We start from the raw sequence: 26,174 nt of genomic DNA, 5'->3' as shown, positions 1-26,174 counted from the left end.
TAACAGGGATCTTACATGGACGTACTAATGGGCCTGCTGGCCGCCCTGCTCTGGGGTGGCACGGACTTTCTGGTGGGCCTCAACGCTCGCGCCGTTGGCGTTAAACGCGCGGTGTATTTTGGCCAGGCCCTTGGCTTTCTGATCATGACTCTGCTGCTGGTCATTTTCCCGGCCTTCCTGTTCAAATCCATCGATGCGCCCTTGAGCGTCTGGCTCCTGGGCATCGCAGCGGCCCTGCTGACCGTCTCTGGCGCCCTCGCGCTGTCCAAGGCTTTCGCCCTGGGCAAAGCCGCCATCGTCGCGCCATTGGTCACGTCCTATGGCGTGGTGACCACCCTGCTGTCCTGGGCCAGCGGTGAGCACATCAGCCTGATACAACTGGGCTGCATCGCCCTGTGCGTGATCGGCGTGATCCTGTCCAGCATCCACAAGGACAACGGCACGCCCCACAACAACCCGCGTCTGTCCATCGCCTACGCCATGCTCGCAGCAACGCTGTACGGCACCAGTTTCTGGCTGCAAGGTCGCTACACCCTGCCGGCACTGGGGCCGATCACCATGTTGTGGTTGGGGTACCTGGTGGGCCTGTGCGTGCTGGTGGTGATGGTGCTGAAGATCAAGGACGGCCTGAAGATCCCACCGCTGAAAAATTGCGCGACGTTGACCGGTGCGAGCCTGATGAACCTCGGCGGGTTCTCGGCGTTTTCGTGGGGTGCGATGGCAGGGTCGGTATCGGTGGTGACGGTGATCAGTACGCTATCGGGCGGTATTGCGGCGATCCTGGGGTTTGTGTTTTTCAAGGAGCGCTTGTCGGCGGTACAGGTGCTCGGGGTTGTGCTGGTGCTGGTCGGCGCGGTGCTGCTGCACATCGCCCACTAACCCTGCGCGCACAAAAAAGCCGCCTACAGGAGGCGGCTTTTTCACAACAGCTGAGTCTTACAACTTAGGACCCGCAGCCTTGATCGCATCGCTCACTTCAAACTTCTTGAAGTTCTCGATGAACAGGCCCGCCAGCGCTTTCGCAGCTTCGTCGTAGGCGGCTTTGTCAGCCCAGGTGTTACGTGGGTTCAACAGGCCGGTCTCAACGCCCGGTACGGCCAATGGCACGTCGAGGTTGATAGTGTCGAGGTGTTCAGTTTGCGCACCGATCAACGCGCCGCTCTGGATCGCGGCGATCACGCCGCGAGTAGTCGGGATGTTGAAGCGCTTGCCAACGCCGTAGCCGCCACCGGTCCAGCCGGTGTTGACCAGGTAGACCTTGGAGCCGAAACCACGGATGCGCTTGATCAAAAGCTCAGCGTATTCGCCGGCCGGACGCGGGAAGAACGGCGCGCCGAAGCAGGTGGAGAAGGTCGACTTGATACCGCTGCCGGAACCCATTTCAGTCGAGCCCACCAACGCGGTGTAGCCGGACAGGAAGTGGTAGGCCGCTTGTTCTTCGCTGAGGATCGACACGGGCGGCAGTACGCCGGTCAGGTCGCAGGTCAGGAAGATCACTGCGTTTGGCTCGCCGCCCAGGTTTTTCTCGGAACGCTTGGCAACGTGCTCCAGCGGGTAGGCGGCACGGCTGTTCTGGGTCAGGCTGACATCAGCGTAGTCGGCGTGCTTGGCCTCGTCGATCACGACGTTTTCCAGCACGGCGCCGTGCTTGATGGCTTTCCAGATAACCGGCTCGTTCTTCTCCGATAGGTCGATGCACTTGGCATAGCAACCGCCTTCGATGTTGAACACCACGCCTTCGCCCCAGCCGTGTTCGTCGTCACCGATCAGGTAACGGCTTTCGTCGGCCGACAGGGTGGTCTTGCCGGTGCCGGACAGGCCGAAGAACAGGGTCACGTCGCCCGCTTCGCCAATGTTGGCGGCGCAGTGCATCGGCAGTACGTCGGCGGCCGGCAGCAGGAAGTTCTGCACCGAGAACATGGCTTTTTTCATTTCACCGGCGTAACGCATACCGGCGATCAGCACTTTTTTCTGTGCGAAGTTGAGGATCACGCAACCGTCGGAGTTGGTGCCGTCACGCTCTGGCACGCACTCGAAGTTGGCCACGTTGAGCACTTGCCACTCTTCACGACCGGCCGGGTTGTACTGGGCCGGGTTGATGAACAGGCAACGACCGAACAGGTTCTGCCAGGCAGTCTGGGTGGTCATTTTCACGGCCAGGTAGTGGTCTTCTGCGGCCCCTACGTGAACATGGGAAACGAAATGCTCTTGCGCGTTGTTGAACGCCTCGACGCGAGCCCACAGGGCATCAAACTTGTCGGCCGGGAACTTGCGGTTGATTGGGCCCCAGGCAATGGCGTCCTGGGTGGAAGGCTCTTCAACGATAAAACGGTCGACCGGCGAACGACCGGTGCGGTGACCGGTTTCGACAACCAGCGCACCAGTATCGGCAAGCACGCCTTCACCGCGCTGCAGGGCTTCTTTGACCAGATCGTCAACACTCAGATCGGTGTATACGGCGTTATTGGCTTGCGTCATGAGGTTCCCCGTCGGCCTATGGCCGAGTGCTCCAAACGTTTTGTAGTAGAAAGTTGCGCACTACTACCGCGAAAAAAGTGGGCCGGATTATGCCAGAAAAGCCCAAAAAGAGTAGGGCCCTCCCGTCAGAACACCTCTAATCCGGCGTTTGTCAGGTGATTTACCTGTGCTTAAACGTTTTAGTGGCGGGTGTCGGAAGGGGTGTCGATGCCCGCTCCGGCGAACAATTGGGCTACATCAGCGGCATCGAACAGGTAGCGCTGGTTGCAGAACTGGCAATCGATCTCGATATGGCCGCCGTGTTCCACCACCAGATTTTGCGCATCTTCCAGGCCCAGGCTGACCAAGGCGTTGCCCGAACGCTCGCGCGAACAGCTGCAATGAAAGTGCAAGGCTTGAGAGTCAAACAGCCGCACAGCCTCTTCATGGTAAAGGCGGTGCAGGATGGTTTCGTTGTCCAGGCCCAGCAGTTCTTCGGCCTTCAACGTGTCAGCCAAGGCGATGATATGCCGCCAGCTTTCGGCACGATCATCCTCATCCTTGATGCGATCGGCCGGCAATTGTTGCACCAGCAAACCACGGGCACGTTTGCCGTCGGCGTTAAGCCAGAACTTGGTGCCCACCTGCTGGGACATTACGAAGTAGTTGGTGAAGCACTCCGACAGGGTTTGGCCATCGAGGTCGACAATGCCCTGGTAGCGTTGGCCTTCGGTCGGGTCGACGGTGAGTGCCAGGACGCCATTGGGCATCAGGTCGGCCAAGGTGGCGTCCGCGGCGATCTGGTCGGCTTCATAACGGGCCAGGCCACGGATTTCGCGCTCGCTGGAGCACTCGATCATCAACATGGGCACCGGCCCTTCAGAACGGGCCTGCAAGATCAGCAACCCGTCGAACTTCATGGTGCCAACCAGCAGCGCCGCGGCGGCCATCAGCTCGCCGAGCAATTGCGCGACCGGCTCCGGATAGGCGTGTTTGGCAAGGACTTCGGCATAGCTGAGCTCCAACGACACCATCTCGCCGCGGGCATCGCTCTCATCGAAGATGAAGCGTTGGGTGAAGTCGGTATCCGGTAGATCAGTCATAGGTCTGGGTATCTGAAGTGATGACAAAATGATTACAAGGTTTATAAAATTAAACGCTTTAGCACCATCTTGGTGCGACTTCTCCTGAATTCAAGGAGCTGAATAGAGCGATGAGGGACAGTTTATGAACAATCCGGGTTTGTTCCAAGCCAACTGGAACCTCCGGCGATGGGCTCTTTGCAATCTACTCGCTATCGGACTGCTGTGTTTTTGGCTGTGGCCCACGGGCCAGATGCTGTGTGTGATTTTCGACGAGTGGCTGTTTCATCTGCTCAATGGCCCGCTGGCCACCCATTCGACCTGGCTGCATGTGTGGGCCGTGGCCAGTCTGCGGCCGTTTGATGCAGTGGTCGGCGTTATTTTGCTGACGCTGCTGATCCGCGGTGACTGGGTGTTCAAGGCCGTGCAGGTGCGCCAGGCGTTTTTTGGTTTTCTCGGCATTCTGCTGCTGTTGCTGTTTATTCGAATGTTGTTCTCCAAACTCGCGGCGCATATGGGCTGGCAGCACAGCAGCCCGTCCATGGTGATCGGCGGCGCGATTCAGATGAGTGATTTTTTCCCGGGGCTGGAGAAAACCTGGGAGTTGAAGGACCGTTCCAGCCAGAGCTTCCCGGGCGACCATGCCTCGGTGCTGTTGATCTGGGGAATGTTCATGACCGTATTTGCCAAGCGCATCGGCCAGGTGCTGGTGATCTGGGGCCTGGCGCTGCTGTTCATGATGCCGCGCCTGGTTGCGGGCGCGCACTGGGGTCAGGACGATTACATAGGTGGCGTACTGCTGGCGCTGTTGGCGCTGGGGTGGGGGTATTACACGCCGTTTGCGGCGAAGGTGTCGGGGTTCCTGTTGCGGGTAACCGCGCCGGTGTTCGGGTTGCTTGGAAAACTGCCGGTGATCGGGCGATTGAGCGTCATACGCACCGCTCCTTAAATGCGCGGGTTAAATGTGGGAGGGGGCTTGCTCCCGATTTGCAGTGGCTCAGTCACAAGTGTATTGGCTGACACTCTGCTATCGGGAGCAAGCCCCCTCCCACATTTTGATCTGCTGCCGGCAGGAGATTCGTAATCAATCGTCGTTGCCGCTGCCGCGGAACTTGAATAGATCGCGGCGCTGCTTCTTGCTTGGCTTGCCATCGGTGGTCATGCCGGTCGCTCCGGCCTTGCGCATGGCCGCTGCGTTTTCGCGCTTGGCGATACTCGCTTCGGTCTCGGTGTACAGCGCCTGCGCTTCGGGTGCCCCGCGGCGCACGACAGAAAGCGCCTGCACCACGACGGTCTTTTCATCAAATCCTGTACGAATCTGAAACTCATCACCGATACGTGGCTCTTTGCCCGGTTTGCAGCGCTCGCCGCGATGATGAACCTTCCCGCTTTCGATTGCGGCCTTGGCCAGGGCACGGGTTTTGTAGAACCGCGCGGCCCACAACCACTTGTCCAGTCGGACCTTTTCTTCCTCTTCCTGTTTTTGACCCACTTGAATTCCTCGCTCTGAAAAATGTCGCAACCTTACCGTTGAAACCCTTCGACGCATAAACCCCAAGGCTCACCTAAGATACGCCAGGTAGCACCCTGTTTTCGCGAGGATACGCTGTGACCGACTTCCCCCTTTCACTCACCTCGCCCAACCAGCGGTGCGTGGGTTGCCAGCAAAGCGAGCCTCTGGGGTTCGACTTTGCGTTCGCCTACCAGCCTATCGTAGACCTGCGTGACCACTCGATATTCGCCAATGAAGCCTTGGTGCGCGGTACCCAGGGAGAAGGCGCGCTGTCGGTGCTGGCCCAGGTCAACGAAACCAATCGCTACCACTTCGACCAGCGCTGCCGAACCAAGGCCATCGCCGGTGCCGCAGCGCTGGGCATGCAGACTCACCTTTCCATCAATTTCATGCCCAATGCCGTATATCGCCCGGAACTGTGTATTCGCAGCACCCTGGAGGCCGCCCGGGCGCACAATTTCCCGCTGGACCGGCTGATTTTCGAGACGCTGGAAAGCGAGCATGTAGATAACTATCGCCATTTGACGAATATTCTGCGTGAATATCGCGAATTCGGCTTCAAGACCGCCATCGACGACTTCGGTGCGGGTTATTCGGGGCTGAACCTGCTGGCCGATTTCCAACCCGACCTGATCAAACTCGACATGGCGTTGATTCGCGATGTCGATCAAGACCGTGTCCGTCAGGTGATCGTCCGGGGGATTGTCACAATCTGTGAGCAGTTGGGAGTTACTGTCATCGCCGAAGGCATCGAAAGTGCTGGCGAGCGGGATTTCCTCTCCGACTGTGGAATATTTCTGATGCAGGGTTTTTGGTTCGCCAAACCTGCATTCAATGCCCTGGCCAAGGTTTCTCCTCAAGCCTGGGCAAATTGACCGGTACCCATATTGAAGACATTTGACCATTTGACCGTTGTGGGTCTGCGTGAATGGGTGGCACTTCCCGACCTGGGAGTGGCGGGCCTGCGCGCGAAGATCGACACCGGTGCCAGCACCTCAAGCCTGCACGCCACCGATATCGAGCCGTTTGAGCGCGACGGTGAAAAGTGGGTGCGCTTTACCGCGCACCTGGGCAGCGTGGTGCAACTGCGTCACCGTCGCTGCGAAGCGCCCCTGGTGACGATGAAAACCATCAAGAGCTCCAATGGCCATGCGCAGGTGCGCTACGTGATCAGCACCACCCTGGCGCTGGGTGACCGGGTATGGCGGGTGGAATTCACCCTCGCCTGTCGCAAAGCCATGCGTTACCGCCTGTTACTGGGCTCCAAGGCGTTGATTGACGGCCAGTTGGTCGTCAATCCAGGCGTCAAGTACGTTCAAGACAAGCCGGTGTTCCCGGTCTCCACTATTTCTGCCCCAGGTGCTGCATGAAGATTGCTGTGCTGTCGCGAAACCCGCGTCTGTATTCCACCCGCCGCCTGGTCGAGGCCGGCACTGAACGTGGCCATGAAATGGTGGTGATCGACACGTTGCGTGCCTACATGAACATTGCCAGCCACAAGCCGCAGATTCACTACCGGGGCAAACCCTTGGAAGGCTTTGATGCGGTGATCCCGCGTATCGGCGCTTCGGTGACGTTTTATGGCTGCGCGGTGTTGCGTCAGTTTGAAATGATGGGGGTGTTTCCTCTCAACGAATCCGTGGCCATTGCCCGCTCGCGGGACAAACTGCGTTCGCTGCAGTTGCTGTCACGCCGGGGTATCGGCTTGCCGGTCACAGGCTTTGCACACTCCCCGGATGACATCCCTGACCTGATCGAGATGGTCAATGGTGCACCGCTGGTGATCAAGGTACTGGAAGGCACCCAAGGCATCGGTGTGGTGCTGTGTGAAACGGCGACGGCAGCTGAATCGGTGATCGAGGCGTTCATGGGCCTCAAGCAGAACATCATGGTGCAGGAGTACATCAAGGAAGCCGGCGGCGCGGATATTCGCTGCTTCGTGGTGGGCGACAAAGTGATCGCGGCGATGAAGCGCCAGGCCAAGCCCGGTGAGTTCCGCTCCAACCTGCACCGTGGCGGCAGCGCCAGCCTGATCAAGATCACACCGGAAGAACGCATGACCGCACTGCGGGCAGCCAAGGTGATGGGCTTGAGCGTGGCAGGCGTGGATATCCTGCGCTCCAATCATGGGCCGCTGGTGATGGAAGTGAACTCATCGCCGGGCCTGGAAGGGATCGAGACCACCACCGGCAAGGACGTGGCGGGGATCATCATTCAGCATCTGGAAAAGAATGGTGGGCCGAATATGACTCGGACCAAGGGCAAAGGCTAAAAGCCTATTTTAATCCCGACATGAAACCAATGTGGGAGGGGGCTTGCTCCCGATAGCGGTGTCACAGTCACTGAACTTCTTGACTGAAAGACCGCCATCGGGAGCAAGCCCCCTCCCACATTTTTGATATTTGTTGTTTGTCAGACCGCATCTCTAGGCAGCATCAACCCAAGCGGCAAGCGCACCCGCGCCTCCAACCCGCCTTCTTCCCGGTTACGCAACTCGACATTTCCGCCATGCATCGAGGCGATTCGTCGCACGATCGCCAACCCCAACCCGGTGCCCTTGCCACCTCGGGCTCGGTCGCCACGGGTGAACGGGTTGAAGATACCCTCAAGCTCGGCAGGGTCGATCCCCGTGCCACGGTCCATCACGCTCAGCACCACGTAAGGCGCGGCACTGTCACCGGAGACATACGCCGCCACCTCCACATCGGAACCGGCATGATGCAAGGCGTTGCCGATCAGGTTGTTCAGCAGGCGCTTCATCGAGACCCGGCGCAATGCAAACGGCTGGATCGGCTCCAGGCGCATGCGCACCTGCTCACCGTTCTGGTTATAGGGCGCAACCACCTCACGCACGAGGTCCGTGAGGTCCACCTCCTCAACCACTTCATCACGCCCGTCGCGGATGAAGGCCAGGAACTGGTCCAGGATAGCGTCCATGTCCTCGATATCGCGCACCATGTCATCGGTGAGGTCGGTATGGTCCCCCATCAGCTCCAGGGACAGGCGCAATCGCGTCAACGGTGTGCGCAAGTCATGGGACACGCCTGCCAGCATCAGCTCGCGCTCGCGCCCGGCCTGCTCGACGTCTTCCGCCATCTGGTTGAACGCGCCGTACACCTCGGTCATCTCACTGGGCGTGTCGCTGACCGGCAGGCGCACACTGCGCCCCTGGCCCAATTGGCGAGCGGCAAATACCAGGCGCTTGAGTGGTTGGTTGAGCTGACGGACGAAGATCCACGCGGAGGCCGTTGAAAGCAAGCCGATGGCCAGGAACCAGCCCAGCACGTTCCAGATTTTCTGCCCGCGCAGCGGGTGCGGATAAAGCGGCACCTTGATCCAGGCATCGCCCAGGCTAGGTGCCCGCACCCATAACGCCGGTGAAACATGCATGCGCAGCCTCACCTCGGTGTCGGCGCCCAGTTCGGCCTGCATCTGGCGCTGATAGATCTCGCTGTAAGGCCAATGCTGCTCGCCTTCAGGCACGCCGGCCCCATCAACCCGAGTCAAGGTCGACGCCTTGGCCACCTTTTCTCGGTTCTCAGGGTCTACGGCCCAATAGCCCCGCAACGTCAGGGCCACACCGTGGCTGTACTGCCGATCCACCAGCACGTCTTCGTTCATCAACAGATAAACCAGCGTGAGCGCCTTGGAAAACAGAACGACAATAAGCACCAGCCAAAGGGTGCGAGAGAAGAAACTTTGTGGGAACCACAGCGGGGTTTTCATAGATGAAAGCTGCACACCTTGCAGGAACGAGCGGTGCTCGCAGAATTGCAGACGCCGGGCATCCCGTCGACTCTCATGGAGTCAAACGCCGGATACCCGCCCCTGCAAATCATCGGTCACTTGGTTGCGGTGCCATCCGGCACAAACACATAACCCACGCCCCACACCGTCTGGATATACCGCGGCTTGGAGGGGTCCGGCTCAATCATCCGGCGCAGTCGGGAAATCTGCACGTCGATGGAGCGCTCCAGGGCGTCCCATTCACGGCCACGGGCCAGGTTCATCAGCTTGTCACGGGTCAGCGGCTGACGGGCGTTCATCACCAGAGCCTTGAGCACCGCGAATTCGCCGGTGGTAAGCATGTGCACTTCTTCGCCACGCTTGAGCTCACGGGTGGCCAACGACAGTTCGTAGTCGCCAAAGGTGACGCTTTCGTCTTCGCTGCCCGGTGCGCCCGGCACGGCCGGTGCCTGGCGACGCAATACGGCCTTGACCCGCGCCATCAGCTCATCAGGGTTGAACGGCTTGGCCAGGTAGTCATCAGCGCCCAGTTCAAGGCCCTTGATGCGGCTCAGCTCATCGCCCTTGGCGGTGAGCATGATGATTGGAATCTGGTTGTTGGCACCACGCAGGCGCTTGCAGGCGGTAAGGCCGTCTTCGCCGGGCAGCATCAGATCGAGCACGACCAGGTTGAACACTTCACGCCCCAACAGGCGGTCCATTTGCTCGGTGTTCGGCACCGCGCGGGCACGGTAGCCCTTGGAGTTGAAAAAACGCTCCAGCAGGCTGCTCAGCCCCGGATCGTCATCAACGATGAGAATTTTTTCGCCTTCAGCAGTTTGTGCGGTGCTGCTCATTGGATGCTCCTCTTATCTCGGCGCGCATTATGGCGTAGCTGCCGTTATACGCACCGTGTGCATTGTTAGCAGATTTTTCATCTACTGCCAGCGAACCCACGCCCTACAACCTCCGGCGCAGTACCCCCCAATAGCAGAACGCTGGTTATAATGCGGCGCCTCCGTGCAGGGCAACGTCAGATCGTTACCGTTTGCTGCCGGGCTTTTTTACCCGCTTGTCGTGAATTTTTCGATTTCGAGGGTCAATAGGCAGCCTCTTGACCCAGGCAGCGGCGCCAGTCGGGCCGCTCAACCAGCCTCGCCGGGCCTTGTTTTTACGGGCCGGCGCGCTGATTTTAAGAATTTCAGGTGGTTTTATGGACAGCATCAACAGCCGCATCGCCGAGGAACTCGGTGTACGCCCACAACAGGTCGAAGCGGCCGTCGCTCTACTGGATGAAGGCTCCACGGTGCCTTTCATCGCCCGTTACCGAAAAGAAGTGACCGGCAGCCTCGACGACACTCAACTGCGTCACCTGGAAGAGCGCCTGCGCTACCTGCGAGAACTCGACGAACGGCGTATCAGCATCCTCGCCAGCATCGAGGAACAGGGCAAGTTGACCCCTCAACTGGAGCGCGACATCAAACTCGCGGACACCAAGACCCGCCTCGAAGACCTTTACCTGCCGTACAAACAGAAACGTCGTACAAAGGGCCAGATCGCCCTGGAAGCCGGCCTGGGCGATTTGGCCGATGGCCTGTTCAACGACCCGTCGTTGACGCCGGAAACCGAGGCCGCCCGTTTCATCGATGCTGAAAAAGGCGTCGCCGACGTCAAGGCTGCCCTCGAAGGCGCCAAGTACATCCTGATGGAGCGCTTCGCCGAAAACGCCAGCCTCCTGGAAAAACTGCGCACCTACTTGAAGCAGGAGGCCATCCTCAGCGCCCGCGTCATCGCCGGCAAAGAGGAGGAAGGCGCCAAATTCCGCGACTACTTCGAACACGACGAGCCGCTCAAAAGCATGCCGTCCCACCGCGCCCTGGCGATTTTCCGTGGCCGCAACGAAGGCATTCTCAGCTCCGCGCTGAAGGTCGGCGACGAGCTGCCGGGCACCATGCACCCGTGCGAAGGCATGATCGGTCAACAATTCGGCATCCAGAATCAGAATCGCCCTGCGGACAAGTGGCTCGGTGAAGTCGTGCGCTGGACCTGGAAGGTCAAGCTCTACACCCATCTGGAAACCGACCTGCTGGGCGAGTTGCGCGACGGCGCCGAAACCGAGGCGATCAACGTGTTCGCCCACAACCTGCACGACCTGCTGCTGGCCGCACCGGCCGGCCCGCGTGCCACCCTGGGCCTCGACCCGGGCCTGCGCACCGGTTGCAAGGTCGCGGTGGTCGACGCCACCGGCAAGCTGCTGGACCACGCCACCGTGTACCCGCACGTGCCGCACAACAAATGGGACCAGACCCTGGCGATCCTTGCCGCCCTGTGCGCCAAGCACGCGGTAGACCTGATCGCCATCGGCAACGGCACTGCCAGCCGCGAAACCGATAAGCTGGCCGCCGAGCTGATCAAAAAATACCCGGCCATGAAGATGACCAAGGTCATGGTCTCCGAGGCGGGTGCTTCGGTGTACTCGGCTTCGGAGCTGGCGTCCAAGGAGTTCCCGGACCTCGACGTGTCGATCCGTGGCGCCGTTTCCATCGCCCGTCGCCTGCAAGATCCGCTGGCCGAGCTGGTGAAGATCGATCCTAAGTCCATCGGCGTCGGCCAATACCAGCACGACGTATCGCAGCTTAAACTGGCACGCGGCCTGGATGCGGTGGTGGAAGATTGCGTAAACGCCGTAGGCGTAGACGTGAATACCGCTTCGGTGGCACTGCTGGCGCGAATCTCGGGCCTCAACGCGACCCTGGCGCAGAACATCGTCAGCCATCGCGACGAAAATGGTGCGTTCAAAACCCGTGCTGCGCTGAAAAAAGTCGCACGCCTGGGTGAAAAAACCTTTGAACAAGCGGCCGGCTTCCTACGCGTGATGAATGGCGATAACCCGCTCGACGCCTCGGCGGTTCACCCGGAAGCCTACCCGCTGGTGCAACGCATTGCCGCCGAGACCGACCGTGATATCCGCTCGCTGATCGGCGACGCCGCCTTCCTCAAGCGTCTGGATCCAAAGAAGTACACCGACGAAACCTTCGGTGTGCCGACCATCACCGACATCCTGCAAGAGCTGGAAAAACCTGGCCGCGACCCACGTCCCGAGTTCAAGACCGCCGAGTTCCAGGACGGCGTCGAAGACCTCAAGGATCTGCAACCGGGCATGATCCTCGAAGGTGTAGTGACCAACGTGACCAACTTTGGCGCCTTCGTGGATATTGGCGTGCATCAGGACGGTTTGGTGCATATCTCCGCGCTTTCGGAGAAGTTCATCAAGGACCCGCGTGAAGCGGTCAAAGCCGGTGACGTGGTCAAGGTCAAGGTCATGGAAGTCGATATCCCGCGTAAACGCGTGGGCCTGTCGATGCGCATGAGCGATACCCCGGGCGAGAAGATCGACGGTGCTCGTGGCGCTCGCCCAGGTTCGGCACCGCGCCAGTCGCAGAACACCGCGCCGCGCAAGGAAGCTACGACTGCCGCGCCGAGCAACAACGCCATGGCATCGCTGTTCGCCAATGCCAAACAGTTGAAGAAGCGTTGATGGAGATCCCGGCTGGCTTGACCCAGAGCGCGTTCAGCGAGCTGATCGGCTGCCGCCTGCAGCGCCTGGATGAAGGCGTTGCCGAGGTGGCCCTGACCCTGGAGCCGCACCTGCGCAACCGTGCAGGCAAGCTCCATGGCGGGGCGATTTTCAGCCTGGTGGACATCACGATGGGCCTGGCCTGTTCCAGCGCCCATGGTTTCGACCAGCAGAGCGCCACCATCGAATGCAAGATCAACTATATTCGCGCCGTCGAAGACGGTGACGTGCTGTGCACCAGCCGGGTAATCCACGCCGGCCGGCGCACGTTGGTGGTCGAAGCCGACGTGTACCAGGGCGAAAGACTTGTCGCAAAAGCGCAGGGCACGTTCGCTGCCCTATAGCTCCCCACCCTCAATTTGAGTTAATTTCGGCGCTGCGATAACAGCGTCGGAATTTTCTCGCTGCGCTGTAGCCCAATTCATGGAGTGAAGTCGGCAAATTCAGAGCGGGTCAAATCGACTCAGAACCAGGCGATCACGCCAGTTTCCACTTCACCCTTGTAGACCGTCCTGCCCACCCCCATATTGGGGCGACTGACGCGTGAAGGAATCCAACTTGAGCGAACTTCTCAACCGCCGCCTGGCCCTGCTCGGCAAGCGCGAACACCTCTCCCTGCTAGAGCAGTGCTTGCACGGCATCGAGCGCGAATGCCTGCGCGTCACCAGCGAGGGTCGCCTGGCGCAAACGCCGCACCCTGAAGCCCTGGGCGCTGCGTTGACCAACGAACAGATCACCACTGACTATTCGGAATCGCTGCTGGAGTTCATCACCCCAGCCCTGCCCAACCCGGCCGAGACCCTGGGCAGCCTGGACAAGATCCATCGCTTTGCCTACTCCAAGCTGGGCAGCGAATACCTGTGGAGCCCCTCGATGCCGTGCCCGTTACCGGCCGAGGAAGATATTCCGATCGCCTACTACGGCACCTCCAATATCGGCCAGCTCAAGTATGTGTACCGCAAGGGCCTGGCCCTGCGCTACGGCAAGACCATGCAGTGCATCGCCGGCATCCACTACAACTTTTCGCTGCCGGAACAGCTGTGGCCGTTGCTCAAGGAAGCCGAAGGCTTTGTCGGTACCGACCGTGACTATCAGTCCACGGCCTATATCGCGCTGATCCGTAATTTCCGTCGCTACAGCTGGCTGTTGATGTACCTCTTTGGTGCCTCGCCAGCCCTGGACGCCGGTTTCCTGCGCGGCCGCTCGCACCAGCTTGAAGCCCTGGATGCCGACACCCTGTACCTGCCCTACGCCACGAGCCTGCGCATGAGCGACCTGGGTTACCAAAGCAACGCCCAGGCTGGCCTGACGCCTTGCTACAACGACCTGGCCAGCTACACCGACAGCCTGCGCGAAGCGGTGGCAACGCCCTACGCACCGTATGTTGAAGTCGGCACGCACAAGGATGGTGAGTGGGTGCAGCTCAACACCAACATCCTGCAGATCGAAAACGAGTACTACTCCAATATCCGCCCCAAGCGTGTGACCTACACCGGCGAGCGGCCGATCCAGGCGCTGATGGCCCGTGGCATCCAGTACATCGAAGTGCGTTGCCTGGACATCAACCCGTTCCTGCCGATGGGGATCGACTTGCCGGAGTCGCGATTCCTCGACGCATTCCTGCTGTATTGCGCGCTGAACGACAGCCCGCTGTTCGCCAACAACGAGTGCGGCAACGCCACCTCCAACTTCCTCAGCGTGGTCAAGGAAGGTCGGCGTCCGGGCCTGCAATTGCAGCGTGACGGCCAGCCGGTGGACATGAAGGAATGGGCTGCGCAGTTGCTGGAGAAGATTGCACCATTGGCTGCCTTGCTCGACGAGAGCCAAGGTATTACCGAACACAGTGAAGCGCTGGATGCCCAACTGGCCAAGGTCAAGGACCCGTCCCTGACGCCGTCGGCCCAGGTGTTGGCGGCCATGGCTGAACGCAAGGAGAGCTTCGCGCAGTTCTCCCTGCATCAGAGCGAGGTCCATGCCGAGTACTTCCGCAAACAGCCCCTGGCTGCTGAAGAACAAGCGCACTTCGAAGAACTGGCGCGTGCTTCGCTGGCGCAACAGGTGGAGCTGGAGCAGAACGAAGTGGGCGATTTCGATGTGTTTGTCGGGTCGTACCAGGCAAGCATCCTGGCCATCAGCAACTAACCGGAGCTCTACTTAGTTCAAATGTGGGAGGGGGCTTGCTCCCGATAGCAGTGGGTCAGCCAACCGATGCAGTGGCTGACACTCAGCAATCGGGAGCAAGCCCCCTCCCACATTTGGTCATCACCGGTACAAAGATTTGCTTCAACCTTTCTACTCATAAGCTAATTCGAAAAGGTTATTTATTTTCGAGTTCTTAGATCATTTAGTCTCCTCACACGCCGACTCTCGGCCGCCTGATTGAGGAGCTTCCCCTTGAAACTGCTGACCCCTCTGCGCTTGCTGGCCGCGTTGTCCCTGGCCGGTGCCAGTCTGTTTGCCCAGGCGGCGGACGTGACTATCGCTTATCAGACCACCGTCGACCCGGCCAAAGTCGCCCAGGCTGACGGGGCCTATGAAAAAGCTACCAACGCCAAAATCGACTGGCGCAAATTCGACAATGGCGCCGACATCATCGCCGCCATTGCCTCCGGCGACGTGCAGATCGGCTACCTCGGTTCCAGCCCGCTGACCGCTGCGGTAACCCGCAAAGTCCCAGTAGAAACCTTCCTCGTTGCCACCCAGATCGGCGGGGCTGAAGCCCTGGTGGCGCGCAATGGGTCGGGGATCAACAGCCCGCAGGACCTGGTCGGCAAAAAAATCGCCGTACCCTTCGTCTCCACCGGCCACTACAGCCTGCTTGCCGCGCTGAAACACTGGAACATCGACCCGGCCAAAGTCACCATCCTCAACCTGGCGCCTCCGGCCATCATCGCCGCGTGGAAGCGCGGTGATATCGATGCCACCTACGTGTGGGACCCGGCTCTGGGTGTAGCCAAGGAAAACGGCAAGGTGTTGATCACCTCCGGCGAACTGGCCAAGTTCGGCGCGCCAACATTCGATGCCTGGATCGTGCGCAAGGATTTTGCCGAGAAGCACCCGGACATCGTTACCGCCTTCGCCAAGGTCACCCTGGATGCCTACGCCGCCTACCGCAAAGACCCACAAGCCTGGCTCGCCGACACCGGCAACGTCGACAAGCTGGTGAAACTCTCCGGCGCCAAGGCCAGCGATATTCCCTTGCTGCTGCAAGGCAACGTCTACCCGCTGGCCGCTGACCAGGTGACCCTGCTGGGCGCGCCGACCACCAAGGCAGTCACCGACACTGCTGTGTTCCTCAAGGAACAAGGCAAGGTCGATGCCGTACTGCCCGACTACGCCCCTTACGTCAGCGCCAAGTTCATTTCTAACTGATCCAAGGAGTTCATCGCGATGGCCTTGCTACAGCTGGAGCGCATCAGCGCACAGTACCCAGGCGCCCCGGAACCGGTACTGTCCGATATTTCACTGGACCTTGGGCCCCAGCAATTGCTGGTCGCCCTGGGCCCCTCCGGCAGTGGCAAGACATCGCTGTTGAACCTGATTGCCGGTTTCGTCGAGCCTTCTGCCGGGCGTATCACCCTCGACGGTGTGCCGGTCAAAGGGCCCAGCGCCGAACGCGGTGTGGTGTTCCAGGACGACGCCCTGCTGCCCTGGCAGGACGTGCTGGCCAACGTCGCCTTCGGCCTGGAACTGGCCGGCGTGCCCAAGGCGCAGCGCGAAGTACGCGCCCGCGAAATGCTCGCTCTGGTGGACCTGGCCGGTTTCGACAGCCGGCGCATCTGGCAACTCTCCGGCGGCCAGAAGCAACGCGTTGGCCTCGCCCGCGCCCTGGCGGCCGACCCTCGCGTATTACTGATGGACGAACCCTTCGGTGCGCTGGATGCCTTCACCCGCGAACAAATGCAGGAGTTGCTGCTGCAAGTGTGGCGGCGCACGGCCAAGCCGGTGTTCCTGATTACCCATGACATTGAAGAAGCGGTGTTCCTGGCCACGGACCTGATCCTGCTGGCGCCCAACCCCGGCCAGATCGTCGAACGCCTGCAGCTGGATTTCGGCCAACGTTACGCTGCCGGTGAATCAGCCCGCGCAATCAAGTCCGACCCGCGCTTTATCGAAACCCGCGAGCACGTGCTGGGCAAAGTGTTCTCCCAACGGCAGGTGTACGCATGAGCAGCTACGAACTTCCCGCCACGGCCAGCAAGCCGGTGGCACCTGCCGTTATCCCGGTACGCCGCAGCCTGAGCACGCGCTGGATCAGCGTACTGACCCTGGTCGCTCTGCTTGCCCTGTGGTGGGCGGTGACCGCCACCGGTTTGATCGAACCTTTGTTCCTGCCACCACCGTCCGCCGTGTTGCAAAAAGGCTGGCTGCTGGCGACCACCGGCTACATGGATTCCACCTTGTGGCAGCACCTGGGCGCGAGCCTGAGCCGCATCGGCTTGGGCCTGGGTTTTGCGGTGCTGACCGCCGTGCCGGTGGGGATTGCCATCGGTGCCAACCGCATTGCCCGAGGCATTTTCGATCCGTTGATCGAGTTCTACCGGCCGATTCCGCCGCTGGCCTACCTGCCGCTGATCGTGATCTGGTGCGGCATTGGCGAGCTGTCCAAGGTGCTACTGATTTACCTGGCGATTTTCGCCCCGATCGCCATCGCCACCGCAACCGGGGTGCGCACCGTCGACCCGGCCAAGCTGCGGGCTGCGCAGTCGTTGGGCGCCACCCGTGCGCAACTGATTCGCCATGTGATCCTGCCCAGCGCCCTGCCCGATATCCTCACCGGTGTGCGTATCGGCCTGGGCGTGGGCTGGTCGACCCTGGTCGCCGCCGAGTTGATTGCCGCCACCAGTGGCCTGGGCTTCATGGTGCAGTCGGCGGCGCAGTTTCTGGTCACCGATGTGGTGGTGCTGGGGATCCTGGTGATCGCCCTGATCGCCTTCGCCATGGAAATGGGCCTGCGCGCCCTGCAGCGTAAATTAGTGCCCTGGCATGGCCAGGCACACTGAGTGAAGAATCTACAATGAGCAGCCTGACCGTTACCCCATTAAGTACCGCCCTGGGCGCCCAGATCAGTGGCGTCGACATTACTCAGCCGCTGGCCCCTGAACAGCGCGACGCCATTGAACAGGCGTTGCTCGACTATTCGGTGCTGTTCTTCCGTGATCAGCCAATCACCCCGCAACAACAGGCACGGTTCGCGGCCAATTTTGGCGACCTGCACATCCACCCGATCTACCCCAACGTGCCGGAACAGCCCGAAGTGCTGATCCTCGACACCGCGGTCACCGATGTGCGTGACAACGCGGTGTGGCATACCGACGTGACCTTTCTGCCCACGCCTGCTCTGGGCGCGGTGCTCAGCGCCAAGCTGCTGCCGGCGTTTGGCGGCGATACGCTGTGGGCCAGTGGTATTGCGGCGTATGAGGCGCTTTCCGAACCGTTGAAGGTATTGCTCAACGGGCTCACCGCCACCCACGATTTCACCAAATCTTTTCCTTTGGAGCGTTTTGGCAATACCGCCGAAGACTTGCTGCGCTGGGAGCAAACCCGCCGCAAGAACCCACCGTTGTCGCATCCGGTGGTGCGTACCCATCCCGTCAGTGGGCGTAAATCGCTGTTCGTCAGCGACGGCTTCACCACCAGAATCAACGAACTGGAGCCGGCCGAAAGCGAGGCGATTCTCAAACTGCTGTTCGCGCATGCAACGCGCCCGGAATTCACCATCCGCTGGCGCTGGCAGGAAAATGACGTGGCGTTCTGGGATAACCGAGTGACCCAGCATTACGCCGTGGATGACTACCGGCCACAGCGGCGGGTGATGCACCGGGCGACGATTCTTGGGGATGTGCCGTTCTAGTCGCCACACCGCCCCTCCCACATTTTTGACCCAGTTGTGTCAGTTATTCAGCAGTGGATGGCTTTTCCCACAAGTTGATCCCACCCTCCTGCGCAAACCGATCAATCTGCGCCAGTTCTTCAGCGCTGAAGCTCAAGTTCTTCAACGCCCCAACGTTCTCGATAATCTGCTCCGGCCGGCTCGCACCGATCAGCGCACTGGTGACCCGTGGATCACGCAGGGTCCAGGCCAGCGCTAATTGCGCCAGGCTCTGGCCGCGACGCTGGGCGATTTCATTCAGGCCGCGCACATGAGCGATGTTGGCTTCGGACAGGTGTTGGGCCTGCAACGAACCACCACCCGGACGATTGACCCGTGCATCGGCCGGTATGCCATTGAGGTACTTGTCGGTGAGCAAACCCTGGGCCAGCGGCGTGAAGGCGATCACCCCAGCGCCAAGTTCTTCGGTGGTGTCGAGCAGGTCCTTTTCCACCCAGCGGTTGAGCAGGTTGTAAGCCGGTTGGTGAATCAACAGCGGCACTTTCCAATCTTTGAGCAAGGCTGCGATTTCGCGGGTTTTCACCCCGGAATAGGACGAGATACCGATGTACAACGCCTTGCCTTGTTGCACGGCAGTGGCGAGGGCGCTGGCGGTTTCTTCCAGGGGCGTGTCGGGGTCAAAACGGTGGGAGTAGAAAATATCCACGTAGTCGACGCCCAGGCGTTGCAGGCTCTGGTCCAGGCTCGCCAGGATGTATTTGCGCGAGCCACCGCCCTGGCCGTAGGGGCCGGGCCACATGTCCCAACCGGCTTTGCTGGAAATGATCAATTCGTCGCGGTAGTGCTTGAAGTCTTCACGCAGCAACCGACCGAAGTTGATCTCGGCGCTGCCATAGGGCGGGCCGTAGTTGTTGGCCAGGTCGAAGTGATTGATACCCAGGTCGAACGCCGTGCGCAGCAAAGCGCGCTGGGTGTCGATCGGGGTGCTGTCGCCAAAGTTGTGCCACAGCCCCAGGGACAGTGCCGGCAGCACCAACCCACTGCGGCCTACGCGGCGATAGGGAATAGATTCATAGCGGTTTTCGGCAGCAATGTACGTCATCGAATCCTCTCTGGACTGAGGGTTGAAAGGCTCGGGAATAAGGTTATTCCCAAGCCTTTTAACCCGCTGAATCGCTTAAGTCTGCCTCTTCCTTTTACAGCAAAGACCTACTTGAGAGGAACGGTATCAGCGCACCAAATGCAGGAACTGCAGATGGCGCTCGTACTGGTCGAGGATGTCGTTGATGATCTGCTCCTTGGTATAGCCCACCAGGTCATAGTCCTGGCTACCCTCACTCAAGTGCACCTCCGCACGATAGTAACGGCGGTTGTTGATCTCTTTGGAACCCATGCCACCGCGGGCAAACGACGGCGTGAAATAGCCGCGCATCTGCACCTGGTAGATGAACGGGTGCTCCTCGCCATGGCCGATTTCCAGGCTGACGCTGTCGTTGGACGGGTCCGGCTGAGTGACTACATTCAGGCCCTTCTCGACAAACACCGCCGTCACTTCTTCGATCGCCGGGCGCACCGTCGATTCCAGGAAGCGATACACCTCATCACGTGACGGGAAATGCACGGCCTGGCTCAAGCGCTGGCGCCAGCCGCCACGGCCTTTGCGTGAAGCCGATATTGGCGCCAGGGAATGCAATTGCGCGATCTGCTTTTGCGACTCCAGGTAAAACGCCTTGTGCAGCCCCCACATCATCAGCAGCAGAATCAGCGAGAACGGCAGCGAGGTCAGCACCACCGCTGATTTGAGCGAGTCGATACTGCCGGCGAACAGCAGGGCACTGGTCACCAGCGCTGTCATCGCACCCCAGAACACCCGCAGCCACTTCGGCCCGTCTTCATCAGCGTTGCCGCCTTTGGATGACAAAGTGGACAGCACCACTGTGCCTGAGTCCGCCGAGGTCACAAAGAACACAAAGCTGATAAACACCGTGACCGCAATCACCGTCTTGCTCCACGGGTAGGTTTCCAGCAGGAGGTAGAGGCTCATCGACGGGTCATCGATGGCCGACTGGCCCAGCGCAGCCATGCCATGGTTGAGCACTTGGTCGATGGCACTGTTACCGAAGATCGACATCCACGCCAGGGTAAAGCCCAGCGGAATCAACAGCACGCCAAACACGAATTCGCGGATGGTGCGGCCACGGGAGATACGCGCAATAAACAGACCTACAAACGGCGACCATGCGATCCACCAGGCCCAGTAGAACACTGTCCAGCCGCCCAGCCAGTCGCTTGGCTTGTCGTAGGCGTACACATCGAAACTCTTGGTCGGCAGCGCGCCCAGGTAGTCACCGATGTTCTGGATCAAGGTGTTGAGCAAGTGCTGGGTAGGCCCGGCGAATAACACAAACAGCAACAGCGCACAGGCCAGCAGCATGTTGATGTCGGACATCACCCGTACGCCTTTGTCGACGCCGGCTACCGCAACAATGATCGCCGCGCCCATCATCAACGTGATCAGGCCCACCTGGATCCACTGGGTGTGAGCAATGCCAAACAGGTAGTCCAGGCCGGAATTGAGGTGCAACACGCCAAAACCCATGTCAGCGCCAAGGCCGAACACCGTCGCGATGATACCGAAGCCATCCACCGCATAACCGATAGGGCCATTGATGCGCTTGCCGATCAGCGGGTACAGCGCCGAACGCAATGCCAGCGGCAGGTTATGCCGGTAGGCGAAATACGCCAGGGCCATGCCCACGAACGCGAACACACCCCAGCCATGCAGGCCCCAGTGCAGGAACAGCACCTGCATGGCCTGGCGCGCTGCATCGGCGTTCATCGCTTCGCCCTGGGGCGGCTGCACCAGGTGCGTCAACGGCTCCGAGACGCAGAAGAAGAACAGCGTGATGCTGATTCCGGCGGCGAACAACATGCCGGCCCATGACAGGTAGCTGAATTCGGGCTCGTCGTGGTCGGCACCGAGTTTTATCTTGCCGTAGCCCGATAGCGCGGTGACCACCACGAAGACCAGATACAGGGTCATCGCCAGCATGTAGTACCAGCCGACCGTATTGGCCGCCCAGTTTTGCGCCGCCAGCAGCCAGGCTCCGGCCTGTTGCGGGATAGCGATGACCGTGATGCCAAACAGCAGGATGAAGGTGGCGGCAAAGTAGAAAACGGGCGCATTCATGCGCACCATGCCGCTGGAAGGGGTGGACGATGCACTCATGAACGATGCACCTCAAGGTTGCGGGATATGGCTGTAAATAACGGACTCAGCAAAGGTAAGCCTCCTGTTGTGAGCGGGCAGCGAACCACCGGGTTTAACTTGAACGAACGTTCAAGTTAAACATGAATAGGCGGTCTGGGACTAATCGCAGGGCTGAGTGGTAGATGATTCCTACACTAGCTCAAGGATTGGTATGACGGATGAAGAAGGCAAATCGTTCAGCGACCCCACGTTGAAATACATACGAAATGTGGGAGCTGGCTCAGGTATTACTTTTGCGCCCCATCGTCATGCTGCAAGTTCGCCTGGGTGATATTCGCCCCCGCCGGCACGCTGCGGGTCAGCCACACATTGCCGCCAATGGTCGAACCCTGGCCGATGGTGATCCGCCCCAAAATCGTCGCCCCGGCGTAGATCACCACATCATTCTCAACAATGGGGTGCCGCGGATGGCCTTTTTGCAACTGCCCGTCCTCATCGGCTGGGAAGCGCTTGGCGCCCAGTGTCACCGCCTGGTAGATACGCACGCGCTCGCCGATGATCGCCGTCTCGCCAATCACTACGCCAGTCCCGTGGTCGATGAAGAAACTCGGGCCGATCTGCGCGCCGGGGTGGATATCGATGCCAGTGGCCGAGTGGGCGATTTCCGCACTGATGCGCGCCAACAGCGGCAAGCCTGCGCGGTACAGGTGGTGGGCCAGGCGATGGTGGATCACCGCCAGGATGCCCGGGTAGCACAGCAGCACTTCATCCACACTGCGTGCAGCCGGGTCGCCGTGGTAGGCGGCCAGTACGTCGGTATCCAAGAGGCTGCGCAGGGCTGGCAATGCCAGCGCAAAATCCTGGATCAGCCGAATGGCATGGGCATCCACACCGCTGTCATCTTCGCCGCCCTGGCGTGCGGCGTAGCGCAACTCCAGGCGCGCCTGGGCGAGCAAGGCGTTGAGCGCTACGTCGAGGGTATGCCCCACGTAGAAGTCTTCGCTTTCTTCACGCAGGTCCACCGGGCCCAGGCGCATGGGGAATAGCGCACCGCACAAGGCTTCGAGGATCTGCGCCACCGCCTCGCGGGACGGCAATTCACGGCCACCGTGCTCGCCGCTCAAGCGACCATTGCGCGTTCGCCACTGGTCCCGCGCGCCGCGCAGCTGGCTGACGATGGTCTGCAATTGCCAATGACTGGAACGCTCACTCACGGTATTCACTCCTGACGAAATGGCCATCACTTTACGGTATGCACCCTGGCAGCTCTTAAGAACCAATGGTGTGGTCGTAAGAACTATTGTTCATAAGCGATTGACGGTTGCCCGATGAAAAGTGCCTGCCTATAGTCCTCCCCATCATTCAGTCACCGTGCGTAGCCATGATCAAACAACAGCTCGAGCGCTTTAACCGTCTGGAACTACTGGGCGGTGCCACCGCTCTGGAAAAACTTGAACGGCTGTCGGCCTGGCTGGGCAGGGACATTTACGTCAAGCGCGACGACACCACGCCCCTGGCCATGGGTGGCAACAAGCTGCGCAAACTCGAATACCTGGCGGCCGACGCCATTGCCCAGGGCGCCGACACCTTGGTCACCGCCGGCGCGATCCAGTCCAACCACGTCCGCCAGACCGCCGCACTGGCCGCCAAACTCGGCCTGGGCTGCGTTGCTCTGCTGGAAAACCCTACTGGCACCGAAGACGCCAACTACCTGGCCAATGGCAACCGCCTGCTGCTGGAGTTGTTTGACGCCAAAGTGGAGCTGGTGGAAAACCTCGACAACGCCGATGCCCAACTCGCCGCCCTCGCCGACCGCCTGCGCAGCAATGGCAAGAAACCCTACCTGGTGCCTATCGGCGGCTCCAATGCACTCGGCGCTTTGGGTTACGTGCGCGCAGGGCTGGAACTGGCCGCGCAGATTGAAGACAGCGGGATTGAGTTTGCCGCCGTGGTGCTCGCCTCAGGCAGTGCCGGCACGCACAGCGGCCTGGCCCTGGCCTTGAGCGAAGTACTGCCGCAGTTGCCGGTGATCGGCATCACCGTGTCGCGCACCGAGCAAGCGCAGTTGCCCAAAGTGCAAAGCCTGGCAGAACGCACTGCCGAGTTGCTTGGAGTGGCTATTCCCGACGCCTTTAAAGTGATCCTGTGGGACGAGTATTTCGGCCCCCGTTATGGCGAACCGAATGCCGGCACCCTTTCCGCGATCAAACTTTTGGCCAGCCAGGAAGGTCTGCTGCTGGACCCGGTCTATACCGGCAAGGCCATGGCCGGTTTGCTGGACGGCATCGGGCGCCAGCGGTTTGAAGAGGGGCCGATCATTTTCCTGCATACCGGTGGGGCGCCGGCATTGTTTGCCTATGACTCAGTATTCAATTGATTGAATACCCATATATTCTTAAAAGAAATATGAAATTGTTTTTTTATTATTTTCAAGTCTTAAAAACCCGCTTTATCATCGCGCCGAAGGCGAAGACGCGCTTCGCGCTTTAAGGCAGGATACGACTACTGCGTCACCTGCTTCGCTCACCATAAAAACACAGGGGCTCTTCATGACTATTTCTGTATTGCGTCGCACGCTGCTGGTCAGCACTTTGGGCCTGGCGCTTGGCGCCGGTTGGCTGGGCCTGGCGGTTGCCGGCGAGCAGTTGAACACCATCAAGAAGGCCGGCGAGATCAAGATCGGTCTGGAAGGCACCTACCCACCGTTCAGCTTCGTCGACGAAAGCGGCAAGCTCAGCGGTTTCGAAGTGGAACTGTCCGAAGCACTGGCCAAGGAGCTGGGCGTCAAGGTCAAGCTGCAAGCTACTCCGTGGGACGGCATTCTCGCCGCGCTGGAATCCAAGCGCCTGGACGCCGTGGTCAACCAGGTGACCATCTCTGAAGAACGTAAGAAAAAGTACGATTTCTCCAAGCCCTACACCGTGTCCGGCATCCAAGCACTGGTGCTGAAAAAGAACGTCGACTCGATCACGAATGCCGACGACCTGGCCGGTAAAAAAGTCGGCGTGGGCCTGGGCACCAACTACGAACAATGGCTCAAGGACAATCAACCCAAAGCCATTATCAAGACCTACAACGACGACCCAACCAAGTTCCAGGACCTGCGCATCGGCCGTATCGACGCGATCCTGATCGACCGCCTGGCCGCCCTCGAATACGCCAAGAAAGCCCCCGACACTGCCGCTGCCGGCGACGCCTTCTCCCGTCAGGAAGCCGGTATCGCCCTGCGCAAAGGCGAGCCTGAATTGCTCGACGCGGTCAACACGGCCCTCGACAAACTGCGCGCCGACGGCACCTTGAAGAAGCTGTCCGAGAAGTACTTCAACGCTGACGTCACTCAATAATGGAAGCAGGTTTTCAACTCGCGCTGGACTCCGCGCCCTTTCTGCTCAAGGGCGCGTACTACACGGTAATCCTTAGCCTGGGCGGGATGTTTTTCGGCTTGCTGCTGGGCTTCGGCCTGGCCTTGATGCGCCTGTCGCGCTTCAAGTTGCTGAGCTGGACGGCCCGGGTCTACGTATCGTTCTTTCGCGGTACGCCGTTGCTGGTGCAGCTGTTCCTGATCTACTACGGCTTGCCGCAAGTGGGCATCGAGCTGGATCCGATCCCGGCGGCCATGATCGGTTTTTCGCTGAACATGGCCGCTTATGCGTGTGAAATCCTGCGGGCCGCCATCGCCTCCATCGAGCGTGGCCAGTGGGAAGCCGCCGCCAGTATTGGCATGACCCGTGCGCAAACCCTGCGCCGGGCCATTCTGCCGCAAGCGATGCGCACGGCATTGCCGCCCCTGGGCAACAGCTTCATTTCGCTGGTCAAGGACACCGCGCTGGCCGCCACCATCCAGGTGCCCGAGCTGTTCCGTCAGGCCCAACTGGTATCGGCGCGTACCTTCGAAATTTTCACCATGTATCTGTCCGCAGCCCTGATCTACTGGATCCTGGCGAGCATCCTGGCGCATCTGCAGAATCGTCTGGAAGACCGGGTCAACCGGCATGACCTGGAGTCCTGAAGCATGATCGTGGTTGAAAAACTGACCAAACAATTCAACGGTCAAGTGGTGCTTGACGGCATCGACCTTGAGGTCAAGGAAGGCGAAGTGGTCGCCATCATCGGCCCCAGCGGTTCCGGCAAGACCACCTTCCTGCGCTGCCTGAATTTTCTCGAAGAACCCACCAGCGGCCGCATCAAGGTGGGGGATATCCAGATCGACGGCAGCAAGCCGCTCAACCAGCAACAGGGGCTGGTGCGGCGTCTGCGCCAGCACGTGGGCTTTGTGTTCCAGAACTTCAACCTGTTCCCCCACCGCACTGCGCTGGAAAACGTCATCGAAGGCCCGATTGTGGTCAAGAAGATGCCACGGGAAGCGGCCACCGAACTGGGGCGCAAGCTGTTGGCCAGGGTCGGCCTGGCGGGCAAGGAGGCGTCCTACCCGAGGCGGCTGTCCGGCGGCCAGCAACAGCGTGTGGCGATTGCCCGTGCGTTGGCCATGGAGCCGGAGGTGATTCTGTTCGACGAACCCACCTCGGCTCTCGACCCGGAACTGGTGGGCGAAGTGCTGGCGACCATTCGCAGCCTGGCCGAAGAAAACCGCACCATGGTCATCGTGACCCACGAAATGAGCTTTGCGCGGGACGTGGCCAACCGGGTGATCTTTTTCGACAAGGGCGTGATCGTTGAACAGGGTGAAGCCAAAGCGTTGTTCGCCAACCCCAGGGAAGAACGCACCCGGCAGTTTCTGAGCAAATTCCTCGCCCACTGACCCACCCTCCACAGGA

At 60.2% G+C, this 26,174-nt stretch carries 24 protein-coding genes; 16 read left to right on the top strand and 8 right to left on the bottom strand.

From position 1 onward, the window contains the following. Positions 1 to 27: 27 nt before the first annotated feature. Positions 28 to 879, top strand: a complete 852-nt coding sequence (locus IH404_RS02290; RefSeq protein WP_032803218.1) for an EamA family transporter — start codon at positions 28 to 30, stop codon at positions 877 to 879. A gap of 57 nt (positions 880 to 936) precedes the next feature. Here IH404_RS02290 and IH404_RS02285 read toward each other — a convergent pair whose 3' ends face one another. Both IH404_RS02285 and hslO read right to left on the bottom strand, forming a co-directional pair. Beyond that, complete coding sequence (locus tag IH404_RS02285; protein ID WP_005783824.1) at positions 937 to 2,478, bottom strand: phosphoenolpyruvate carboxykinase; 1,542 nt, start codon at positions 2,476 to 2,478, stop codon at positions 937 to 939. A 179-nt stretch (positions 2,479 to 2,657) separates the two neighbouring features. Next, complete coding sequence (gene hslO / locus IH404_RS02280; RefSeq protein WP_005783822.1) at positions 2,658 to 3,560, bottom strand: Hsp33 family molecular chaperone HslO; 903 nt, start codon at positions 3,558 to 3,560, stop codon at positions 2,658 to 2,660. A gap of 124 nt (positions 3,561 to 3,684) precedes the next feature. On the opposite strand from hslO, the gene IH404_RS02275 reads away from it, so the two are divergent. Further along, positions 3,685 to 4,488, top strand: coding sequence for a phosphatase PAP2 family protein (locus IH404_RS02275; protein WP_194439805.1), 804 nt, complete (start codon positions 3,685 to 3,687; stop codon positions 4,486 to 4,488). A 135-nt stretch (positions 4,489 to 4,623) separates the two neighbouring features. Here the strand turns inward: IH404_RS02275 and IH404_RS02270 are convergent, their stop codons facing one another. Next, the gene (locus tag IH404_RS02270; protein ID WP_005783819.1) at positions 4,624 to 5,031 is read right to left on the bottom strand and encodes a S4 domain-containing protein; all 408 of its coding nucleotides are present in this window, start codon (positions 5,029 to 5,031) and stop codon (positions 4,624 to 4,626) included. A gap of 116 nt (positions 5,032 to 5,147) precedes the next feature. Here IH404_RS02270 and IH404_RS02265 point away from each other — a divergent pair, with 116 nt between their 5' ends. From IH404_RS02265 to rimK, 3 genes are read left to right on the top strand one after another with little or no spacing between them, the layout of a single operon-like run. Further along, positions 5,148 to 5,927 carry an EAL domain-containing protein gene (locus IH404_RS02265; RefSeq protein ID WP_194439803.1) on the top strand — a complete coding sequence of 260 codons (780 nt, stop codon included), beginning with the start codon at positions 5,148 to 5,150 and terminating at the stop codon, positions 5,925 to 5,927. Between the two features lie 30 nt (positions 5,928 to 5,957). Then, entirely contained in the window at positions 5,958 to 6,422 is a 465-nt protein-coding gene (locus tag IH404_RS02260; RefSeq protein WP_169986753.1) for an ATP-dependent zinc protease, read from the top strand. Further along, positions 6,419 to 7,324: a 30S ribosomal protein S6--L-glutamate ligase gene (gene rimK, locus IH404_RS02255; protein ID WP_003187674.1), complete on the top strand. Its 906-nt coding sequence runs from the start codon at positions 6,419 to 6,421 to the stop codon at positions 7,322 to 7,324. The genes IH404_RS02260 and rimK overlap by 4 nt, the downstream gene beginning before the upstream one ends. A gap of 140 nt (positions 7,325 to 7,464) precedes the next feature. Here the strand turns inward: rimK and IH404_RS02250 are convergent, their stop codons facing one another. Next, positions 7,465 to 8,778, bottom strand: coding sequence for an ATP-binding protein (locus IH404_RS02250; RefSeq protein WP_005783812.1), 1,314 nt, complete (start codon positions 8,776 to 8,778; stop codon positions 7,465 to 7,467). A gap of 116 nt (positions 8,779 to 8,894) precedes the next feature. Next, a complete protein-coding gene (gene ompR, locus IH404_RS02245) occupies positions 8,895 to 9,635 on the bottom strand; it encodes a two-component system response regulator OmpR (protein ID WP_003187669.1) in 741 nt (246 codons plus the stop codon). Between the two features lie 356 nt (positions 9,636 to 9,991). Here ompR and IH404_RS02240 point away from each other — a divergent pair, with 356 nt between their 5' ends. The 7 genes from IH404_RS02240 (at position 9,992) to tauD (ending at position 18,209) form a co-directional block, all read left to right on the top strand. After that, the gene (locus IH404_RS02240) at positions 9,992 to 12,316 is read left to right on the top strand and encodes a Tex family protein (RefSeq protein ID WP_005783808.1); all 2,325 of its coding nucleotides are present in this window, start codon (positions 9,992 to 9,994) and stop codon (positions 12,314 to 12,316) included. Next, positions 12,316 to 12,699 (top strand): PaaI family thioesterase, encoded by a 384-nt coding sequence (locus IH404_RS02235; protein WP_005783806.1) that lies wholly within the window; start codon positions 12,316 to 12,318, stop codon positions 12,697 to 12,699. The genes IH404_RS02240 and IH404_RS02235 overlap by 1 nt, the downstream gene beginning before the upstream one ends. Positions 12,700 to 12,913: 214 nt before the next feature. Beyond that, positions 12,914 to 14,497 (top strand): glutamate--cysteine ligase, encoded by a 1,584-nt coding sequence (gene gshA / locus IH404_RS02230; protein ID WP_005783805.1) that lies wholly within the window; start codon positions 12,914 to 12,916, stop codon positions 14,495 to 14,497. 252 nt (positions 14,498 to 14,749) lie between these two features. Continuing rightward, positions 14,750 to 15,727: a taurine ABC transporter substrate-binding protein gene (gene tauA / locus IH404_RS02225; RefSeq protein WP_005783803.1), complete on the top strand. Its 978-nt coding sequence runs from the start codon at positions 14,750 to 14,752 to the stop codon at positions 15,725 to 15,727. Positions 15,728 to 15,745: 18 nt separating this feature from the next. Further along, positions 15,746 to 16,525 carry a taurine ABC transporter ATP-binding subunit gene (gene tauB, locus IH404_RS02220; RefSeq protein WP_032878412.1) on the top strand — a complete coding sequence of 260 codons (780 nt, stop codon included), beginning with the start codon at positions 15,746 to 15,748 and terminating at the stop codon, positions 16,523 to 16,525. Beyond that, positions 16,522 to 17,358, top strand: a complete 837-nt coding sequence (tauC, locus tag IH404_RS02215) for a taurine ABC transporter permease TauC (RefSeq protein WP_005783800.1) — start codon at positions 16,522 to 16,524, stop codon at positions 17,356 to 17,358. The genes tauB and tauC overlap by 4 nt, the downstream gene beginning before the upstream one ends. A 14-nt stretch (positions 17,359 to 17,372) precedes the next feature. After that, positions 17,373 to 18,209: a taurine dioxygenase gene (gene tauD, locus IH404_RS02210; RefSeq protein WP_194439801.1), complete on the top strand. Its 837-nt coding sequence runs from the start codon at positions 17,373 to 17,375 to the stop codon at positions 18,207 to 18,209. 43 nt (positions 18,210 to 18,252) lie between these two features. On the opposite strand, the gene mgrA is transcribed toward tauD, so the two are convergent. From mgrA to epsC, 3 genes are all read right to left on the bottom strand, one after another. Beyond that, complete coding sequence (mgrA, locus tag IH404_RS02205; protein WP_194439799.1) at positions 18,253 to 19,290, bottom strand: L-glyceraldehyde 3-phosphate reductase; 1,038 nt, start codon at positions 19,288 to 19,290, stop codon at positions 18,253 to 18,255. Positions 19,291 to 19,416: 126 nt separating this feature from the next. Continuing rightward, positions 19,417 to 21,378 carry a choline transporter BetT gene (gene betT / locus IH404_RS02200; RefSeq protein WP_164366000.1) on the bottom strand — a complete coding sequence of 654 codons (1,962 nt, stop codon included), beginning with the start codon at positions 21,376 to 21,378 and terminating at the stop codon, positions 19,417 to 19,419. Between the two features lie 308 nt (positions 21,379 to 21,686). Continuing rightward, complete coding sequence (epsC, locus tag IH404_RS02195; RefSeq protein ID WP_005783794.1) at positions 21,687 to 22,613, bottom strand: serine O-acetyltransferase EpsC; 927 nt, start codon at positions 22,611 to 22,613, stop codon at positions 21,687 to 21,689. 167 nt (positions 22,614 to 22,780) lie between these two features. Between epsC and IH404_RS02190 the strand changes: the two genes are divergently transcribed. From IH404_RS02190 to tcyN, 4 genes are all read left to right on the top strand, one after another. Then, on the top strand, positions 22,781 to 23,776 hold the full coding sequence (locus tag IH404_RS02190; protein WP_078820029.1) for a D-cysteine desulfhydrase: 996 nt from the start codon (positions 22,781 to 22,783) through the stop codon (positions 23,774 to 23,776). A 172-nt stretch (positions 23,777 to 23,948) separates the two neighbouring features. Then, positions 23,949 to 24,743 (top strand): cystine ABC transporter substrate-binding protein, encoded by a 795-nt coding sequence (gene tcyJ, locus IH404_RS02185; RefSeq protein WP_194439797.1) that lies wholly within the window; start codon positions 23,949 to 23,951, stop codon positions 24,741 to 24,743. After that, complete coding sequence (tcyL, locus tag IH404_RS02180; RefSeq protein ID WP_003187646.1) at positions 24,743 to 25,408, top strand: cystine ABC transporter permease; 666 nt, start codon at positions 24,743 to 24,745, stop codon at positions 25,406 to 25,408. The genes tcyJ and tcyL overlap by 1 nt, the downstream gene beginning before the upstream one ends. A 3-nt stretch (positions 25,409 to 25,411) precedes the next feature. Beyond that, positions 25,412 to 26,158, top strand: coding sequence for an L-cystine ABC transporter ATP-binding protein TcyN (gene tcyN, locus IH404_RS02175; RefSeq protein ID WP_005783788.1), 747 nt, complete (start codon positions 25,412 to 25,414; stop codon positions 26,156 to 26,158). Positions 26,159 to 26,174: the final 16 nt, after the last annotated feature.

The sequence above is a fragment of the Pseudomonas sp. OST1909 genome, assembly GCF_015277575.1.
Taxonomy (GTDB): domain Bacteria; phylum Pseudomonadota; class Gammaproteobacteria; order Pseudomonadales; family Pseudomonadaceae; genus Aquipseudomonas; species Aquipseudomonas synxantha_A.
Note: the sequence above shows the minus strand (reverse complement) of the source record. Positions and strands in the feature narration are given on the sequence as shown.

What these genes read in the sequence shown, in the direction of transcription:
- IH404_RS02290 (WP_032803218.1), top strand. Translation starts at nt 28, where the DNA reads ATGGGCCTGCTGGCCGCCCTGCTCTGGGGTGGCACGGACTTTCTGGTG.
- IH404_RS02285 (WP_005783824.1), bottom strand. Translation starts at nt 2,478, where the DNA reads ATGACGCAAGCCAATAACGCCGTATACACCGATCTGAGTGTTGACGAT.
- hslO (WP_005783822.1), bottom strand. Translation starts at nt 3,560, where the DNA reads ATGACTGATCTACCGGATACCGACTTCACCCAACGCTTCATCTTCGAT.
- IH404_RS02275 (WP_194439805.1), top strand. Translation starts at nt 3,685, where the DNA reads ATGAACAATCCGGGTTTGTTCCAAGCCAACTGGAACCTCCGGCGATGG.
- rimK (WP_003187674.1), top strand. Translation starts at nt 6,419, where the DNA reads ATGAAGATTGCTGTGCTGTCGCGAAACCCGCGTCTGTATTCCACCCGC.
- IH404_RS02250 (WP_005783812.1), bottom strand. Translation starts at nt 8,778, where the DNA reads ATGAAAACCCCGCTGTGGTTCCCACAAAGTTTCTTCTCTCGCACCCTT.
- ompR (WP_003187669.1), bottom strand. Translation starts at nt 9,635, where the DNA reads ATGAGCAGCACCGCACAAACTGCTGAAGGCGAAAAAATTCTCATCGTT.
- IH404_RS02240 (WP_005783808.1), top strand. Translation starts at nt 9,992, where the DNA reads ATGGACAGCATCAACAGCCGCATCGCCGAGGAACTCGGTGTACGCCCA.
- IH404_RS02235 (WP_005783806.1), top strand. Translation starts at nt 12,316, where the DNA reads ATGGAGATCCCGGCTGGCTTGACCCAGAGCGCGTTCAGCGAGCTGATC.
- tauB (WP_032878412.1), top strand. Translation starts at nt 15,746, where the DNA reads ATGGCCTTGCTACAGCTGGAGCGCATCAGCGCACAGTACCCAGGCGCC.
- tauC (WP_005783800.1), top strand. Translation starts at nt 16,522, where the DNA reads ATGAGCAGCTACGAACTTCCCGCCACGGCCAGCAAGCCGGTGGCACCT.
- tauD (WP_194439801.1), top strand. Translation starts at nt 17,373, where the DNA reads ATGAGCAGCCTGACCGTTACCCCATTAAGTACCGCCCTGGGCGCCCAG.
- mgrA (WP_194439799.1), bottom strand. Translation starts at nt 19,290, where the DNA reads ATGACGTACATTGCTGCCGAAAACCGCTATGAATCTATTCCCTATCGC.
- betT (WP_164366000.1), bottom strand. Translation starts at nt 21,378, where the DNA reads ATGAATGCGCCCGTTTTCTACTTTGCCGCCACCTTCATCCTGCTGTTT.
- IH404_RS02190 (WP_078820029.1), top strand. Translation starts at nt 22,781, where the DNA reads ATGATCAAACAACAGCTCGAGCGCTTTAACCGTCTGGAACTACTGGGC.
- tcyJ (WP_194439797.1), top strand. Translation starts at nt 23,949, where the DNA reads ATGACTATTTCTGTATTGCGTCGCACGCTGCTGGTCAGCACTTTGGGC.
- tcyL (WP_003187646.1), top strand. Translation starts at nt 24,743, where the DNA reads ATGGAAGCAGGTTTTCAACTCGCGCTGGACTCCGCGCCCTTTCTGCTC.
- tcyN (WP_005783788.1), top strand. Translation starts at nt 25,412, where the DNA reads ATGATCGTGGTTGAAAAACTGACCAAACAATTCAACGGTCAAGTGGTG.